Below are 16,881 nucleotides of genomic sequence, written 5' to 3'. Positions count from 1 at the left end.
TTGACCGTAAAGTCAGTTAAAAACCAATGTTTCGTGCGTCATCGGACAGGTAAACCGAACCTCCACACACTTAAGCCTCAGCAAACCCTGTTCTTCCGCGTTCTGACCATAGTCTTCATCGCCGACCACCGGGTATCTCAATGCTGAAAGCTGACGCCGAATCTGGTCGTCACGACCGGTGATAAGCTCAGCTTCAAGCACACTTCGGTTAGGTCGGGCATCGAAGCGAACTTTGCTAAAACGCGTGCTTACTGCACCGTCTTCAAGGTCGGTTGTGCATTCGCCTTCATCATTGAAATCGCCTTCCACGTCGCATCGGTACTTCAGCGTCGCGCCTTTTAACCCTTCCGGATCAAACTGTTCTGTTAATTGCGAGGCCGCTTTGCGTGAATGCGCGAGCACCTGCACGCCGGCGGCCTGATAGTCGAATGGCGTTAACCAATAACACTCCCGTTCACCATGCGTCGCCAGTTCAACCGCGCGTTCAAAACTGTTGAAGTCGCCCCAGTCCGTTCCGGATAACGGCATGCCATTGGGTTTGTTCCAGACACTGTATTGCCCGGCATCGTGCAGTAGTTCAGCTTTCAATGGCTTCAGTGACAACAGTTCCTCGTCATAGAAAATCTCAATACGCTCACCGACGAAGATGTCGGTCATGGCCCTTCGCAACCGTTCTCGTCGATCCTGCAGATCGACCCGCCAAACGCCCCCCTTGTTCATCAGATCTTTCAGCCGAGTTTTCGACAGATTGATGTTGTCGACCAGAAAGTCGATGGCAATCTGTGGATCGCCGGCTTCTACTTCTAACACTGCATCGATCTGCATCTTATTTCTGTTAACCCTCAGAATGAAAATTGATCTTTCAGCTTTTCAGCTTCTTCTTTCAGTTTTTCTTCCGCTTCTTTACGCGCAGCGGCTTCGGCTTTTTCACGTTCAGCTTTTAAGCGATCGGCCGCGGCCTGTTCAAGGCGTTTGCGTTCCGACTCGATTTTTGATTCCAGACTGCGGATTTCGGCTTCCACTTCGGACTCAAACTGATTGATCCGTACTATCACCTCATCGCGCTGCTGACGAACCTGCGCCGCGGCATCATCGACCGGCGCACGCAGTTCAGCGACTCGCGCATCCAGTTCCTGGCGTGCGTCGGCAAGCCAGGCATCGTATTCGGCTTTTGCCACATCGGCCAGCGCATCACCAAGCTGGTTATCCAGATTCGAGCGCACGCTTAACTGCGGTCGGGTTACCCGTCCGGCCAGATCGATATCGATGGTAAAGGCATCAATCGCAGACAGCGCCTGACGCAAATACCGGGTCGTCAGCCCATCGCCCGTCACATCAAAGTTACTCTGAGGAAACGCGAGTTGTACCTGACCGTCCAGTTCACCGTCAGTGATGACCAGATTCCCGGTAATGTTCGCCGGCTCGGGTGTCCAGGTGAGGTTCACATCGGCCAGGGCCACCGAACGCTGGGCAAAGGCAACGCCCTGTCCAAGCATGTCCCAGGTATCAACGCTGGTACCGTCGATGCGATCCAACAGGCCGTTGATCCGCAAGCCGATTCGATCGTCGGTGCCCCGCTGTAGGGCGAGCTTGGTTGGGATGTAAAGCTCCCCGCGGTGAGAACTGAGATCCTCAATCGTCATTTCCCAAGGCCAATCATCGGCACGAAATGACACCAATGCCTGATCCAGTTGAAACCGAGCCGTTGGGTCCGGATGTGGAAACCGCACAAAGGTGCCGTCCAGTCGCTGCGCTGCAGGTTCCACTTCTTCGCGCGCCGGAGCCAAACGACGAATCCAGGGTTTGGCTTTTTCATACCAGTAGCTGGCCTGATCGTAGGTATCGAACAGCTTGTCACCGATCAGTAATCGGGCGACTTTCATGGCGGACTCTTGATTCAACGGATAGTCTTCGCGTAATTGAGCCCAATCTTCTGCCGGCGCTTGGCCGACCTGCGCAACGGCGCTACGGGTTTGTTCTGCTGCACTTTCAATCTCGCGTTTCAGCGATTCAATGGCAAGCTTGTCCTGAGCGGCTTCCGATGCGACTTCGGACAACTGCTGCTGTGTCGCTCGAATGGCTTCAATTGAGTTCAGTTCTCGAGCTTTGATTTCGGCAATCCGCTGTCGATAAGCCGCCAACTCATCCTCATCTGGAACCTCAGACGCGGCTGCGGATATTTCCGACCGCGCATCGGCAATCACCTGCTGCGCGTCACTCACCGCCTCACGTGTATTTTGTGTCTGTTGATTAACCACCTCCGTTGGCGATGGCAGTTCACCAGCGATACGCTCGACCTGCTGCTCGGCGACAGAAGGTTCGGCACCGGCGCTGTCTGAATCATTCTCGGCTGACTCGGCTAACCGTGCCGGTGCTTCACGCTCGGTTCGGGTTTGCACATCAGCAACGGTCACATCTTCCAGGCGTACATTTCCCAAAAACAACTGAGCAAAGTTAATGGCCAAACGCATCTGACCGATCTCGACGGCGTTGCGCATCGGGTCGTCTGCGTCTGCAACAGCAACTTGCTCAAAGCGGAAGCCCAGTGGACTGAGTGTCAGGTCAACATCGGCAACAGTGACTTCTGCACCGTTCACCTGAAAGCCTGCGGCTTCAACGGCTTTTTTGGTCCAACCGTCGAGAAACAGCAAACCGATGATCATCAGGACGGCCGTAAACAGAACGAAGCCTATCAAGCCACTCCAGCGAAATAGTTTCATGAACTCAATCCTTTATCCGATACGTTCATAGAGTTGGTAAAAACGGCTGCCTTTTAACAGCTGGACGACTTTCAGCTTGTCGATGTAAGGCAACATGTAGGCTCGGTACTGCACAACCCCAAGACGAAAAATGACCGCCGCGGGTAAAAACGCCAGCACACTCACCAGCAAACTGCCCAACGTGATTGAATGGTTGAATCGCGTCGCCTGCCAGAAATCGCTTTGATACAAGCCGGTCCAAAATCCCTGCAGACTGTCCTGATTGAGCAACGATAAGCCAATGGCATGAAACCAGGGGTCCAAAAGCCAAGCCAACGCAGAAAACACACCCCAGAACACAAAGAACGTCGCCAGGTGCACCCGAAACACAAACGCGAACAACAGAATCAGCAGGTTATGCGGCGACCACAGCGGGGTAAAACCAATGATCAACGCCAACGCGCCAGCGAATGAAATCTGCCAGGGACCGACGTCTGAGTTCAGCGCCTTCAGCAGTTTTAACAGTGAATCGATCATACAGTCTCCATTTCAAGTCGGTTCCGTCGTTCCTTTCGTTGCAGCCAACGCTCAACCAGACGCGCGGCCGCGGTCATACCAAAACTGGCCGTAACCATAACCGAGGCACCAAAGCCGGAGGCGCAATCCAATCGAGTAGAGTTGCCGGCACCGGGTTTAGCAGCACACACACTGCCGTCGGCCTGTGGGTAGACCAGCTGTTCGGTCGAGTACACACAGTCTATGCCAAATTTGCCCTTTTCCGCAGCGGGAAAGCCATGGAACTTGCGTAATCGTTGACGGGTCTTAGCCGCCAGCGGATCGTGTTTGGTTCGCGACAGATCCGCGACCGTGATCTGCGTCGGGTCCGTTTGACCACCGGCTCCGCCCGTGGTCACCATCGGTATTTTTTGCCGACGGCAATAGGCAATTAAAGCGGCTTTCGGTTTCAGGCTGTCGATCGCATCAATGACGCCGTCCACGTCCGGATCGATCAGTTCAGAGAGATTGTCCGGTGTGACAAAGGCGTGATGCACGTCGACCACGCAATCCGGATTAATACTACGGATGCGCTCCGCCATGACATCGACTTTCATCTGCCCTACGGTTCCCGTCATTGCATGAATCTGTCGATTGGTGTTTGTCACACAGACATCGTCCAGATCAATCAACGTCAGGCGTCCCACTGCGGTGCGAGCCAGCGCTTCTGCAGCCCAACTGCCAACCCCGCCAATACCGATGACGACAAAATGCGCTTGACTCAGCCACTCGGTCGGCTGCACGCCGTACAATCGCTGAGTTCCACCGAACCGTTCTGATACTGCCAACTGTGAGACCTCTTGCATAAGATTGAATCGGACGTTCATCCCCGTCACCCGATACCCTGTTGATTGGTTCTATGCGAAGAATTTCAACACTGACCGAATTACGGTAGGATGCCGAGCAAACCAAGCTCTGTCCGGAATTGCGCCACAGTATACCAGTTCATTCCCCCGAACAGAGCGCTCTTACATACTTTGACAACCCGGGACACCCCATGTTTGAGACCATCAATCGCGATCACACACATGCCATTAAATGGGAACGCTACCGAGCCAAAAACTTACTGCCCATGTGGGTCGCCGACATGGACCTGGCCGCACCTGAGGCCATTACCCGCGCACTGACTGAACGTGTTGCCCATCCGGTTTATGGCTACAGCCATCCCTGGACCTCATTGAATGAGTCCGTGGTGAACTGGTGTCAACAGCGCTATGGCTGGTCGATCGATTCACAGTGGCTGGTGTGGATGCCCGGCGTGGTACCGAGCTTTAACCTGGCGGTCGACCTGTTTGGTCGACACGGCCGCGTGATAGTTCAAACGCCCAATTACCCGCCGATGTTGGATGCCCCGGGGAAACAGGGCTGTGAAATCGTACCACTGCCGGTTACCTGGCAGGACGACCATTGGCAATGGGACTGGCAATTATTGGCGCAGGAACTGTCGCATCCGGACTGCCATCTGTTTATTTTGTGCAACCCAATGAACCCTCAGGGCGCCGTATTAGAGCGTTCTGAACTGGAAAAACTGGGCGAACTATGTCAACAGCACGATGTTTTGTTGTGCAGTGACGAAATTCACTGCGACCTCATTCTGGATGGCACCAAACATACGCCCTCTGCCTCCCTCGACAGTCTGGCCGATCGCTGTGTGACCCTGATGGCGGCCAGTAAAACCTTCAATGTTGCCGGGCTGGGATGTTCGTTTGCCATCATTCCGGACGCCAAACTTCGACAACGTTGGCAACGGAGGATGAGCGACCTGATTCCTTACCCGAATTTCCTCGGAATGAAAGCAACCGAAACGGCCTTTGCTGAGTGTGCCGACTGGCATCAGGCGTTGCTGACGCATTTGAAAACCAACCGGGACTACCTGGCAGACTCGTTACAGTCCTTCCCGGGCATGGTGTATCGTCCGCAACCGGCAACCTTTCTGGCCTGGATTGACAGTACCGTCCCCGGCCAGCCGCTCGATCAGTTGTTTATCGAAGCGGGCATCATGCCCAGCGAAGGTAAGTATTTTGGCTCACCGGACAGTGTTCGTTTGAATTTCGGTACCGGCTTCGATTTGATTCAGCAAGCTGTGGAACAGCTCAGAACTCATGCGCGCCAGAACAGGTGATCCGGATCATCAATGATGATCTGAACTTTTGCACTCAGGTTCAGATCCGGTGCCTGTTCAGGCACCGGCTGCCAATGTCCCTGAGTGGTTCGGAACAGCAGGTGCCAGGCCTGATCGTAAAAATCCAACAGCGCAAAGGGTGACCGCAATACCTCACCCTCGCGAGCCGGATGAGGCAACAGTTCGACGCACAACAGTCGATGTCCGTAGAGCTCTGCCACGATCTGTGCCGGCTTGAGCGCGTCAACCAAGCGTTGCGATTCCAGCGCCACCTGTTTTCTGACAAAATGCGGCAACTCTTTGCTTGTATTGGAAACCATGACCGACCTCGACCCTACCGCCCTGCTCGAACTTGCTCACACTAGCATGCCTTTCGGGAAATATGCAGGCCGCCCGCTGATGCAACTGCCTGAACCTTATTTGCTCTGGTTTGCAAAAAAAGGGTTTCCGGAAAACCGGCTAGGAACATTAATGGCGCTGGCGCTGCTGATTAAAAGCGAAGGTCTGGAACATCTGATCGACCCGTTAACCCGACCGGCCGGGCCCAACTCTAAGACGGTACAATGACCGATTCTCTGACCTGGCAGGAACACACTGTCCGTGTTCGCTACAGCAAACGCAAAACGATCGCCCTGCATGTGCAGGCCGGACAGATCGAACTTCGTGCCCCCTACCGAACCGATCCGGCGTTCATGCAGGCGTTTTTGCGCAGCCGTGATGGCTGGCTGAACAAAGCGATACATGAGCAGGCCATTAAGGCACAGGATCGCATCGATTACAGCCTGGCAAACCGCATTCCCTTCATGGGTTTTGACGTCGCCGTCACGCGTCAAGCGCAACAAAAGCGGCCGACTTGGTCGCTGACTCCGGAAGGCCTGAGCCTGACACTGCCCGACCCGGATGATGCCGAGACCAACCTACACTTGCTGGCCGATTTTTATCAGAGTCAGGCCCGTTTCTGGCTGCCCAAAAAAACCCGCGAACGCGCCGAGACAGGCAACCTGCTGTCTCAACTGAAAGACGTTCGATTACGCAAAACCAAAACCAAATGGGGCCACTGTACGCACGACGGGCGCATTCAGTATAACTGGCTGATTATGATGGCACCTGAACGCGTTATTGATTACCTTGTCAGTCATGAGGTCAGTCACCTTAAGCATCTGAACCATTCGTCCGCTTTCTGGCAACAGGTCGAAGCGCTGCATCCCAACTACCAGGCCGACCGCCGATGGTTAAGACGCCATGAACATCGGCTGACTTTGGATCATCGAGCTGAATCCTGACTGCCCGATTCCCCATAAAACAGGAGCACCCGTGGAAGATCGCCGACACAAAAATAATGATGCCTGGTTGTTGATGTTACGCATCTGCGCCAGCCTTGGCTGGCTTGCGATTATCGCGGTATCGGTCATTGGCTGGCTGGGCGCTCCTGAACTGGATACGGGTATCGCCCGATACCATGAGCTGGATATCCGCGACCATTGGCAAAACAGATGGGTGAGCTTGCTGCCTTTTGCACTCGGAGCCTGTACGCTGCTCAGCCTGCTCGCGTTAGGCGTCACCCCACTGCGCTCGCGTCGTAAAAACGATCCCAAGCGCATCCACCTGCTGATATTGCTGGCTCTGGCGCTGGCAGGCTATGCCTTTTACTGGCTGCAGATTCTCGGCAACACTGGCTGATTAAGCCAGCGGCAACGACAATGAAAAACGAGCCCCGCCTAATGGAGAGGTTGCGATGGTAAGCACCAGGCCGTAACTGTCCAGGATGTCATTCACCATGGCCAAACCGATGCCCTGACCGGGTTGGATACTGTCCAATCGCTTTCCGCGAGTGAGTATTTGCTTACTGGCCTCACCCGATATTCCAGGCCCGTCATCGTCGATATGAACCATCACCTGCTGTTCGGTGCGTTCATAGCTGACCATGATGACAGAGCGACCGTATTTAAAGCCGTTTTCAATCAGGTTGCCCATCACTTCCAGCACGTCATTACTGTCCATGGCGACAAACAAGGACTCGTCGGTTTCTGGTATGTCCAGAACCTTATCTTCATGCATGAACGCCTTTTCCAGCGCCTTACCTAAACGACTGACGGCGCCGGTCAGATCGCAACGCTGGCCGAGAACCGGCCCATTGCGCGCATCCGTAACGGCCCGTTGCAGTTGATAACGCACTATCTGGTCCATGCGGGCTACCTGCTCACTGATTTCTTCAGCGTCCGGGCCGGTGATGGTGCGCATCACCGCCAGTGGCGTTTTCAGACTATGTGCGAGATCCCCCATGGCCTTGCGATACCGTTCACGCTGGCCCTGCTCCGCCACTAGCAACTGATTGAGGCTGTCGGTTAAAGGGGTCAGTTCAACCGGATAGTCACCGGTGAGTTTTGCCGCGTCACCGGAGCGGATCTGATTGAGGTTTGCTGCCATGACGCGCAGCGGCCGTAAGCCCCAACGGGCCACCAGAGTGAGGGCGATCAGCAGGATGACGGTCACGGCGATAAGGCTGCCCCACAGCTGGCTGCGGAACGTCTGCACCGCCTGTTTCAAAGGTTCCGCGCTTTCCAGCACCCAGAACTCAAAAAACAGTTCGCGGCCATCAGGCCCTTCCCAGATAAAACCGTTACGCTGGTACACCCAGTCTTTGTGCTGTCCAAATTCTTCTTCACCCGGCGCCAGGTTCGGCAACGACCGAACCCAGCCACCTTCGGTAAACCACTCACTCGACAACGACTCCCAAACCGAGGACCGGGTTCGATCCAGGACCAAGCCAACCAACCCGCTTTCCGGCGAGTTCAACCGATCGTTCGGCAACACTCGCGGTAAGGAGAGCGACTCGCCGTCGACTTCAGCCACAGACAATAAATTAAAAACGGTCAGGAAAAGCCGTTCACTTTGGGCCGCCATCTGGCTGTTCACAAAGGCGCGATCCAAAGCCAAGCCAGCCAAACCCAGCGAGACGACCAATACGGCAGCGGCTGACAACGTCAGCCGGCGGGTCAGGGACCCCTGAGCGCGCGACTCAACCATAAACAGAAATCAGTTCACATCGGCGTTGAAGCGGTAACCCAGGCCACGCTGAGTCAGTATTGGGTTACGCTCGCCATCCGGGTCAAGCTTTTTACGCAAGCGACGGATAAAAACCTCGATGACATTGCTGTCACGGTCATAATCCTGTTCGTAAAGATGTTCGGTCAGCTCGGTCTTGGAGACCACTTTATTTTTATGGGTCATCAGGTATTCCAGCGTGTTGTACTCGTAGCTGGTTAACTCAACCGACCGACCATCCACGCGAACACTTTTTGCTGAAGTATCCAGCTCATAAAGACCAATGGTTAAGGTGGAAGATGCCATGCCCACGCTGCGCCTTAGCAGCGCTTTCACGCGCGCCAGCAGTTCATCAAAAATAAAGGGTTTGGCCAGATAGTCATCGGCTCCGCTTTCCAGTCCATCGACCTTATCGCGCCAATGTCCGCGAGCGGTCAACACAATGATCGGATAGTCCTGCCCGGCAGCGCGAAGTTCCCGGATCACATCAAGACCATCAAGCTCGGGCAAACCAAGATCAATGATGGCGGCGTCGTAATCAGCTTCCTTCCCCAGAAACAGCCCTTCCTTGCCACTGGTTGACGTGTCTACGGCAAATCCTTCTTTTTTAAACCCCGCCTGCAGATGTTCGAGCAGACTCTGTTCATCTTCAATTATTAAAAGACGCATTAATCGCCTCCAGTTCCTGCGGGTCCAGGGGCAACCCGGTTTGGGGATGGACATCCAGCGTTTTGACCCGGCCACCGGAAATCAGTATCCGCAGCTGATAGTACCAATCGTCCCGGCCCGTATTCTGTCGGGTCACTTTCGCCACCCGCCCGTCATACAGACACTCAATGGCCTGGACTACGGCTTTTTCCGTCGTCAGCGGTATCGAGGCACCGGTGCAGGGGTGAACGTCCGGCCAAGGCGGATCGTCGGCAAACACGAAGACGCTGAAAATCGCCGTAAACAACAAGCCCCCGATCATTCTATACATTCAAGCCCTCCGTTAGCGCACAGTGGGCTCAACCTCCACTCTGAGTTGAACGTATCGGCCCGGGTGCTCATCGGTTAATATTCGGAATTCGCGGCCATTGTATCGGTAGCGAACCTCGTAGCCAATGAGTGTTCGACGCTCGTATCGGTATTCCCGATCGCACTCACGTTCCTGACGATAATGAATGGTGGTGTTATCGCGATCGATTTCGTTGCCAATAAGGCCACCGATGACACCGCCGGCAATGGCACCGGCAATGGCCGATTCAGAAGAGCGTCCGGCATTAGAGCCAACATGAGCCCCAATGGCGCCACCGATAATAGCGCCAGCCGGTCCGGCAGAAGAGGACGAACGGTAAACTTCGACATCCCGCACGCGGCAGCGCTCCTCGTAGCGTCCATCGTAGGAATCACCGCGAGAGCGATAATACCAATGTGTCTCATACAACGGCTCGGCACTGATGACTCGGGCCTCGACATAAAAGGTTTCGCGAACGTCTGACCAGCGACCACGACTGTGATCATTATAACGATTATCGGCCGCGGCAAAGGCGGTGCAGGAAGCGAGCAGTACAACCCCAATGGTTTGAGTCAAGCGATTCATTTGGAACTCCTGAGATATCCCTTTATTTGCACCCAGTTTAGCCCCACTGGATGAACCAAACCTGAACCGGTTACAGGCACAACAGACCCTCGTTAAAACGGGCTCGTTGACCCTGTCGCTTTTTTGACTTTCGAGCATTGATCAGGGCAACCCGGACTGGGTCGGCGTTTGCGGGGTCTGTCCACAAATTCTGTGGATAACTTTGTGCAAAAGCACCTCAATATGTCATTAAAGGCGCATATTTACAGTCAAACGACAGATTGATCATTTTTTAATCAACCCCATAAATTCCTTTAAAATCAATAGGTTACAGGTTTACATCAGGTTCAGTCAGGGTGGTGTTACGACTGGCATGTCATTTATGGGCTTTTAAAACAGCGTTAGCTCAATTGGGGATAATCGTTTACCGTGTTTCCAAAAAACGGGCAATATTCTGCAAACTTTTTTTTGTTACTCTTTGTAATATCCTGACCATTTCACCCGTCGCCATGCACAAAAAAAGCGCAAAAAGCGCTTTTTAGTGCAAAGAGTCTGACGCTGGTCAAACTCTTTCATAAATGAACGGTGCAAGCCTTACGATTCTTCCTGCTTTGGCTTCATGTGCGGAAACAGAATAACGTCTTTGATCGATGGTGAATCGGTTAAGAACATCACCAACCGGTCAATACCAATCCCTTCACCCGCCGTGGGTGGCAATCCGTATTCCAGAGCATTGATATAGTCGGCATCGTAAAACATCGCCTCGTCATCACCTGCGTCTTTTTCCGCAACCTGAGCCTGGAAACGTTCGGCCTGATCAATCGGGTCGTTCAGCTCTGAGAAACCGTTAGCGATTTCACGGCCACCGAGGAAAAACTCAAATCGGTCGGTGACGTCCGGGTTGGCATCATTGCGTCGGGCCAGAGGCGAAACTTCCGCCGGATACTCAGTGATGAACACCGGGCCGAAAAGCTGCTCTTCGACGGTTTCTTCAAAGATTTCCGTCTGCAGTTTACCCAGACCCCAACCGTCCTGAACGTTAATGCCCAGCGCTTTAGCGATCGCTGCCGCCGCGTCACGATCCTTCAACTGCTCAGCAGTCACCTCTGGGTTGTGCTTGAGGATGGCGTCAAACATGGTGACCCGCTCAAACGGCTGAGCAAAATCGTAATCCCGCCCTTGATAGTGGATCTCTGTGGTGCCCAGCGCGTCTTTTGCCACCGTGCGCAGCATATCCTCGGTCATGTCCATCAGGTCGTTATAGTCAGCATAAGCCTGATACCATTCCAGCATCGTGAACTCCGGGTTGTGCCGAGTTGACACCCCTTCATTACGATAAGAACGGTTAATTTCAAACACACGCTCCAGGCCACCAACGACCAGCCGCTTCAGGTAGAGCTCAGGAGCGATACGCAGGTACAGGTCGCGGTCCATAGCATTGTGATGCGTGATAAACGGACGCGCCGTCGCACCACCGGGAATGACCTGCAGCATGGGGGTTTCGACTTCCATGAAGTCACGCGACGACAGGTAGTTACGAATACCGCTCACCACCTTTGACCGCACTTCAAAAACGCTGCGGGTTTGATCATTGATAATCAGATCTACATAGCGCTGTCGGTACTTGGCTTCCTGATCGGCCAGGCCATGGTACTTATCCGGCAATGGACGCAACGACTTGGTCAGGATACGCATGTCTTCGATGGCTTCAACACTGACGTAAAGTTCACCTTTGCCGGATTTGGACAGCGTACCGGTCACACCCACCAGGTCACCAATGTCGAGCAGTTTCCAGTCATCGCTTTCTTTCTGTAACGGCTTAGGCATGTAGAACTGAATGCTGCCGGTGACATCACGGACACCCACGAACGGGCCACCGCGGCGCATTACCCGACCAGCGACGGCAACGCGGACGTTTTGCTCAACAATGGCCTCTTTTTCCAGATCCCCATACTGAGACTGCAGATCACCGGCTTTGTGTTCGCGACGGAAATCATTCGGAAAGGCAATCCCCCGTTTATCCTGCAACTCAGCCAACTTCTGTTTTCGTTCCGCAATGATGTGGTTTTCTTCGGTTGGAGTGGTTGAGTTAGCGTCTTTAGACTGATTGCTCATGATGTTTTCCAAATGGTTCGTCTGTTAATGGTTTTTAAAGAATCGCCTGCAGTCTGGCAAGGCAGACTGCAGGTTGGTTTCAGCCGGGGTTAAAGCCCCTGCTTAAGAGAAGCCTCAATGAACGGGTCCAGCGCCCCGTCCAGCACGGCTTGAGTGTTGCGGTTTTCAACCCCTGTGCGCAGGTCTTTAATGCGCGCATCGTCCAGAACATAGGATCGGATCTGACTGCCCCAGCCAATGTCCGACTTGTTATCCTCGACCAGCTGCGCTGCTTCCTGACGCTGCAGCATCTCACGCTCATACAGTTTGGCTTTCAACTGTTTCATGGCCTGATCTTTGTTCTTATGCTGCGAACGATCGTTTTGACACTGCGTAACGATACCCGTCGGTTCGTGGGTAATACGAACAGCGGATTCGGTTCGGTTTACGTGCTGACCACCGGCACCGGAGGCGCGATAGACGTCAATACGCAAGTCTGCCGGATTGATTTCAATTTCTACATTGTCGTCGATTTCCGGTGACACGAAGACCGATGAAAACGAAGTATGCCGACGGTTACCGGAATCGAACGGTGATTTCCGAACCAAGCGATGCACACCGGTTTCGGTGCGCAACCAACCAAAGGCATACTCACCTTCAAAACGCACAGTCGCAGATTTAATACCCGCGACGTCGCCGGCGGACGCTTCCATCAGTTCCGTTTTAAAACCTTTTTCTTCACCCCAGCGCAAGTACATACGCAACAGCATTTCAGCCCAGTCCTGCGCTTCGGTACCACCAGAACCTGCCTGAATGTCGAGATAGGCGTTACTTGGGTCCATTTCACCGCTGAACATGCGCCTGAACTCAAGTTCTTCCAGTTGCCGCTGCAATCCGGCCAGCTCTTCGCTGACGTCGGCGACGGAGCCTTCATCGTCTTCTTCGACAGCCATTTCCAGCAAATCGGTGGAATCGGACAGGCCGCTATCGAGGTTTTCGATGGTTTGAACGACCTTTTCCAGTGATGACCGTTCTTGTCCTAAAGCCTGGGCCCGTTCCGGCTCATTCCAAACTTCAGGTTGGGCTAACTCGCGCTCAACCTCGGCTAAACGCTCTTTCTTGTTAGCGAAGTCAAAGATACCCCCTAAGCACGTCGGTGCGCGCTTTCAGGTCTTTAATCTGTTCTCGTATCGGATTAATTTCCACACTGGACTCCTAGGGTTGCGATACTGCTGGGCACGTCGGCCCGACTGCATAAAGGGCCGGGATTTTACTAGAAAAGCGCTACAGAAGGTAGAGACCAGACGCCAACTGTCATGAAAAGGTCACGCAGGATCGGCACGCTGTTTTTTTGATGCACGTCAACAGAATTGGGGTGACCAGGCGTAAGCTGGCAATCGAAATGGCATGACGGGAGGTCTTATGGAAGCGACACTGAGAGAAATATGGCACTTACTGCCTTCACCCGTGACCGATGAACTGTCTCTGCTGGCCAAACAGTCCGGCCAACCTTTGGATCGGCTCCTGATGCAGCTCCTGGATGCCAGCAGCCACAGTGCCGGCAGCGTTTGCCGGATGTCACCGCAGCGACGTCATGACTGGTTACGCTCACCTGAAACTCAGTTGGAACTGACACGCCTGTGCTGGCGTGCGCACTGGGTTGAACCCGGGTTTGATATCCCCGCCTGAGATCAACCCAGTTCCAGTTTATTAAAAATAAGCTGCACAGAGACCTGTCCGCGGAAGCGATTGACGCTGAGTTGGTAAAGACCGTGTACTCGTGTTGCGGAAGCGTTCAGGATTGATGGCTCGACATTGAAGGCAATGGCAGGCCATTCTCCTGCGCCTTGCTGCAGGGTCATTTTAAGGTGCCGATCGGCAAGCACACGTCGATCGCTGATCTGGAACTCGCCATAGAACAACGGCTCGGGAAAGGCCTGCCCCCATGGACCGGCCTGTTCCAGAGCCAGCGCATTATCTAAAGTCAGTTCAGAATCCGACAGAGCACCGTCACACCACAGATGTGGCGTCAGTGCTTCCGATTCGGCAAGCGCCTGAACCGCTTGGTCAAACAAGTCCGCAAACTCATCTGAACGATCAGCTGCAATCGTCAATCCGGCCGCCATCGCATGGCCACCGAACTTCAATACGACCCCTTCAGATTTTTTAGCCACCCAATCCAACGCATCACGCATGTGCACACCCGGAACGGACCGTGCAGATCCTTTCCATTGGCCATTGTCGCCGGCGGCAAAAGCCACCACTGGTTTGTGAATCCGGTCTTTCACCCGGGACGCCACGATGCCAATCACACCTTCATGCCAATCATTGCCCGTTACAACGATACCGCAACGCTTATCGGTCCTGGACAGATCCGGAAGTGACTTCGACACATCGGCCACCATCGATTGCTCAATCTGCCGGCGTTCTGTATTCAACGCATGCAGCTCCGACGCCAGGGACCGGGCTTCGTCGTCACTTTCCGCTAACAGCAGCTGCACGCCAATGGTCATGTCATCCAACCGGCCTGCCGCATTTAAACGCGGACCGATGACAAAGCCAAAGTCCGACGCTTTAGCTTCCTGCCATTGACGACCGGCGACTTCGAAAAGCGCGCGGATGCCGGGCCGGCATTGCCCAGCTCTCACCCGGTTCAAACCATGGGTCACCAATCGACGATTGTTTTCATCCAGTGGAACCACATCCGCCACCGTCGCTAACGCGACCAGGTCCAGCCATTGCCCAAGGTTTGGTAAATCAGGCTGCCCCTGTGCCCGCAACTCGGCTCGCAGAGCGATCAGAACATAATAAAGGACCGTACATCCGCAGGCGGCTTTACTTGGAAATGCACAATCCGGCTGATTAGGATTCACAATAGCAGCGGCCTGGGGCAGTTCCGCTCCGGCCAGGTGATGGTCGGTTACCAATACCTTCACGCCAGCGGCATTGGCCCGTTCAACCCCCTCGATACTGGCGATGCCATTATCAACCGTCACGATCAGATCCGGCTGCCGGGTCAATGCCAAGTCGACGATCTCAGCCGACAGTCCATAGCCGTACTCGAAACGATTCGGTAACAGGTAATCGACATCCAGCCCGAAGCTCTGCAGACCCAACACCGCCAAGGCTGTGGAAGTTGCGCCATCGGTATCGTAGTCACCAACCACCAACACTCGCCAGCGCTCGGAGCGCGCCCGATTCAACAGCGAGACAGCTTCGGTTAGCCCTTTCAACAACCGATAATCGACCAAATGACGCAGGGACGGCTCAAGCTCTTGCGGATCGGTTACCTGCCGGGCTCGATACAGTCGATCGACCAGCGGATTCGGATGCAGCGATTTGGAAAGAGAGTGCGCCGGCCGGGTTCGGATGTCGAACCCGGCTACGGAGATCGGCGTCTGAGGATCAGCCAAAGACTTTCTCAGAGACATATGTCTGTAAAGCATTCAGATCGTTTTGCAGCACGTCAAAGCGCTCTTCGCGATCCATCAGGTCTGTCAGGTGGTGCGGCAAATCCGGTGTCTTCAAACCCGCTTTTTCAACCGCATCGGAGAACTTCACCGGGTGCGCTGTACCCAGCGTAATCATCGGACATTGCATGCTGCGACGGGTTTCACGGGCCGCTTTAACACCAATGGCGGTATGCGGATCCAACAGATAACCGGTGTCGTCATAGATCGCCCGAATCGTCTGACAGGTGGTGTCATCATCGACCGCATAGCTGTCAAACAGTTCGCGAACGGACGCCATACGCTGAGGATCCAGTTCGACGGTCTCAGTGGACATTTTATTCATCAGGTCTGCCAAGACGGCCCCATCCCGATCGTGAGCATCAAACAATAGACGTTCAAAGTTCGAAGACACCACAATGTCCATCGAAGGTGACAACGTATGCGCCAATGGATGCTTCTCGTATCGGTTCTGACTGATCGTACGATGAAGAATATCGTTCTGGTTGGTTGCCACAACGAGCTGAGACACGGGCAATCCCATTTTCCGGGCCAGATAGCCCGCAAAAATATCGCCAAAGTTTCCGGTCGGAACAGAAAACGCCATCTCGCGTTGTGGTGCACCGAGGTTCAGGGCCGCATAGAAGTAATAAACAATCTGCGCCATGATGCGCGCCCAGTTAATGGAGTTTACGGCGACCAGGCGACGCTCTCCGCGCAAAAAGGACTGATCGGCAAAACATTGCTTGAGCATGCTCTGACAATCATCGAAGTTCCCTTCTACGGCCAGATTGTAGACATTATCTTCGAGTACCGTGGTCATCTGACGGCGTTGCACTTCGGAAACGCGGTTATGCGGATGCATGATGAAAATATCGATGTGATTGCTGTGCCGGCAACCTTCGATAGCGGCCGATCCGGTATCACCGGAAGTTGCGCCGATGATCACTGCGCGTTCATTACGTTTGGTGAGCACATGATCGAGCAGGCGACCCAACAACTGCAGCGCAAAATCTTTAAAGGCCAACGTCGGGCCCTGAAACAGCTCCAGGACATATTCGTTGTGATCAAGCTGCGCCAACGGAGCGACAGCTCGGTGCCCAAAGCCGGCATAGGTTTCATCCAGCATTCGAGCCAGGGCGTCATCATCAATGGCACCGCCAACAAAGGGCTTAATAATATGAAAAGCGAGCTTGGAGTATGGCAGTTCACGCCAACTCTCGATTTCTTCTGCACTGAACGACGGCAGCTCTGCCGGCACATATAACCCGCCGTCTCTGGCCAAGCCGGCTAACAGGACATCTTCAAATTCAAGTTCCGGGGCAGCTCCCCGGGTGCTGATGTATTTCACGATTC

Annotated in this window: 18 protein-coding genes; 5 read left to right on the top strand and 13 right to left on the bottom strand. The window is 54.1% G+C overall.

Annotated elements, in window-relative coordinates; genetic code table 11:
* Positions 1-12: 12 nt before the first annotated feature.
* Genes MED297_RS15580 through tcdA form a run of 4 tightly spaced genes read right to left on the bottom strand, consistent with a single transcriptional unit; the run spans position 13 to position 4,081 of the window.
* Positions 13-825, bottom strand: coding sequence for an RNA pseudouridine synthase (locus tag MED297_RS15580; RefSeq protein ID WP_008046579.1), 813 nt, complete (start codon positions 823-825; stop codon positions 13-15).
* Positions 826-842: 17 nt separating this feature from the next.
* Complete coding sequence (locus MED297_RS15575; RefSeq protein WP_008046578.1) at positions 843-2,720, bottom strand: TIGR03545 family protein; 1,878 nt, start codon at positions 2,718-2,720, stop codon at positions 843-845.
* A gap of 12 nt (positions 2,721-2,732) precedes the next feature.
* Complete coding sequence (locus MED297_RS15570) at positions 2,733-3,236, bottom strand: TIGR03546 family protein (protein ID WP_008046576.1); 504 nt, start codon at positions 3,234-3,236, stop codon at positions 2,733-2,735.
* Positions 3,233-4,081 (bottom strand): tRNA cyclic N6-threonylcarbamoyladenosine(37) synthase TcdA, encoded by an 849-nt coding sequence (gene tcdA, locus MED297_RS15565; RefSeq protein WP_008046575.1) that lies wholly within the window; start codon positions 4,079-4,081, stop codon positions 3,233-3,235. Before tcdA ends, MED297_RS15570 begins: the two co-directional genes overlap by 4 nt.
* 170 nt (positions 4,082-4,251) lie before the next feature.
* On the opposite strand from tcdA, the gene MED297_RS15560 reads away from it, so the two are divergent.
* Entirely contained in the window at positions 4,252-5,376 is a 1,125-nt protein-coding gene (locus MED297_RS15560) for a MalY/PatB family protein (RefSeq protein WP_008046574.1), read from the top strand.
* On the opposite strand, the gene MED297_RS15555 is transcribed toward MED297_RS15560, so the two are convergent.
* On the bottom strand, positions 5,355-5,696 hold the full coding sequence (locus MED297_RS15555) for a DUF3024 domain-containing protein (RefSeq protein ID WP_008046573.1): 342 nt from the start codon (positions 5,694-5,696) through the stop codon (positions 5,355-5,357). The two genes, MED297_RS15560 and MED297_RS15555, sit on opposite strands and share 22 nt — an antisense overlap.
* Here MED297_RS15555 and MED297_RS15550 point away from each other — a divergent pair.
* Genes MED297_RS15550 through MED297_RS15540 form a run of 3 tightly spaced genes read left to right on the top strand, consistent with a single transcriptional unit; the run spans position 5,695 to position 7,056 of the window.
* On the top strand, positions 5,695-5,943 hold the full coding sequence (locus MED297_RS15550) for a DUF3820 family protein (protein ID WP_008046572.1): 249 nt from the start codon (positions 5,695-5,697) through the stop codon (positions 5,941-5,943). The two genes, MED297_RS15555 and MED297_RS15550, sit on opposite strands and share 2 nt — an antisense overlap.
* A complete protein-coding gene (locus MED297_RS21490; protein WP_008046571.1) occupies positions 5,940-6,659 on the top strand; it encodes a M48 family metallopeptidase in 720 nt (239 codons plus the stop codon). The genes MED297_RS15550 and MED297_RS21490 overlap by 4 nt, the downstream gene beginning before the upstream one ends.
* A gap of 31 nt (positions 6,660-6,690) precedes the next feature.
* Complete coding sequence (locus tag MED297_RS15540) at positions 6,691-7,056, top strand: hypothetical protein (protein WP_008046570.1); 366 nt, start codon at positions 6,691-6,693, stop codon at positions 7,054-7,056.
* On the opposite strand, the gene MED297_RS15535 is transcribed toward MED297_RS15540, so the two are convergent.
* From MED297_RS15535 to prfB, 6 genes are all read right to left on the bottom strand, one after another.
* Positions 7,057-8,403: an ATP-binding protein gene (locus MED297_RS15535; protein WP_008046569.1), complete on the bottom strand. Its 1,347-nt coding sequence runs from the start codon at positions 8,401-8,403 to the stop codon at positions 7,057-7,059.
* Positions 8,404-8,412: 9 nt separating this feature from the next.
* The gene (locus MED297_RS15530; RefSeq protein WP_008046568.1) at positions 8,413-9,090 is read right to left on the bottom strand and encodes a response regulator transcription factor; all 678 of its coding nucleotides are present in this window, start codon (positions 9,088-9,090) and stop codon (positions 8,413-8,415) included.
* Entirely contained in the window at positions 9,071-9,400 is a 330-nt protein-coding gene (locus tag MED297_RS15525; RefSeq protein ID WP_154650972.1) for a hypothetical protein, read from the bottom strand. Before MED297_RS15525 ends, MED297_RS15530 begins: the two co-directional genes overlap by 20 nt.
* Positions 9,401-9,412: 12 nt before the next feature.
* Positions 9,413-10,003, bottom strand: coding sequence for a glycine zipper domain-containing protein (locus tag MED297_RS21485; RefSeq protein ID WP_008046566.1), 591 nt, complete (start codon positions 10,001-10,003; stop codon positions 9,413-9,415).
* A 573-nt stretch (positions 10,004-10,576) separates the two neighbouring features.
* On the bottom strand, positions 10,577-12,097 hold the full coding sequence (gene lysS, locus MED297_RS15515) for a lysine--tRNA ligase (RefSeq protein WP_040557522.1): 1,521 nt from the start codon (positions 12,095-12,097) through the stop codon (positions 10,577-10,579).
* An 89-nt stretch (positions 12,098-12,186) separates the two neighbouring features.
* A protein-coding gene (prfB, locus tag MED297_RS15510; RefSeq protein ID WP_154650971.1) for a peptide chain release factor 2 occupies positions 12,187-13,282 on the bottom strand; the annotation gives its coding sequence in 2 pieces (ribosomal slippage) (positions 12,187-13,209 and positions 13,211-13,282; 1,095 coding nt in all).
* A gap of 216 nt (positions 13,283-13,498) precedes the next feature.
* On the opposite strand from prfB, the gene MED297_RS15505 reads away from it, so the two are divergent.
* Entirely contained in the window at positions 13,499-13,765 is a 267-nt protein-coding gene (locus MED297_RS15505; RefSeq protein WP_008046563.1) for a hypothetical protein, read from the top strand.
* A gap of 2 nt (positions 13,766-13,767) precedes the next feature.
* Here the strand turns inward: MED297_RS15505 and recJ are convergent, their stop codons facing one another.
* Both recJ and thrC read right to left on the bottom strand, forming a co-directional pair.
* Positions 13,768-15,489 carry a single-stranded-DNA-specific exonuclease RecJ gene (gene recJ, locus MED297_RS15500; RefSeq protein WP_008046562.1) on the bottom strand — a complete coding sequence of 574 codons (1,722 nt, stop codon included), beginning with the start codon at positions 15,487-15,489 and terminating at the stop codon, positions 13,768-13,770.
* On the bottom strand, positions 15,482-16,876 hold the full coding sequence (gene thrC, locus MED297_RS15495) for a threonine synthase (protein WP_008046561.1): 1,395 nt from the start codon (positions 16,874-16,876) through the stop codon (positions 15,482-15,484). The genes recJ and thrC overlap by 8 nt, the downstream gene beginning before the upstream one ends.
* Between the last annotated feature and the right edge of the window lie 5 nt (positions 16,877-16,881).

Source organism: Reinekea blandensis MED297 (assembly GCF_000153185.1).
Lineage (GTDB): Bacteria > Pseudomonadota > Gammaproteobacteria > Pseudomonadales > Natronospirillaceae > Reinekea > Reinekea blandensis.
The sequence above is the reverse complement of the archived record's forward strand: the minus strand, read 5'-3'. Positions and strand labels throughout refer to the sequence as shown.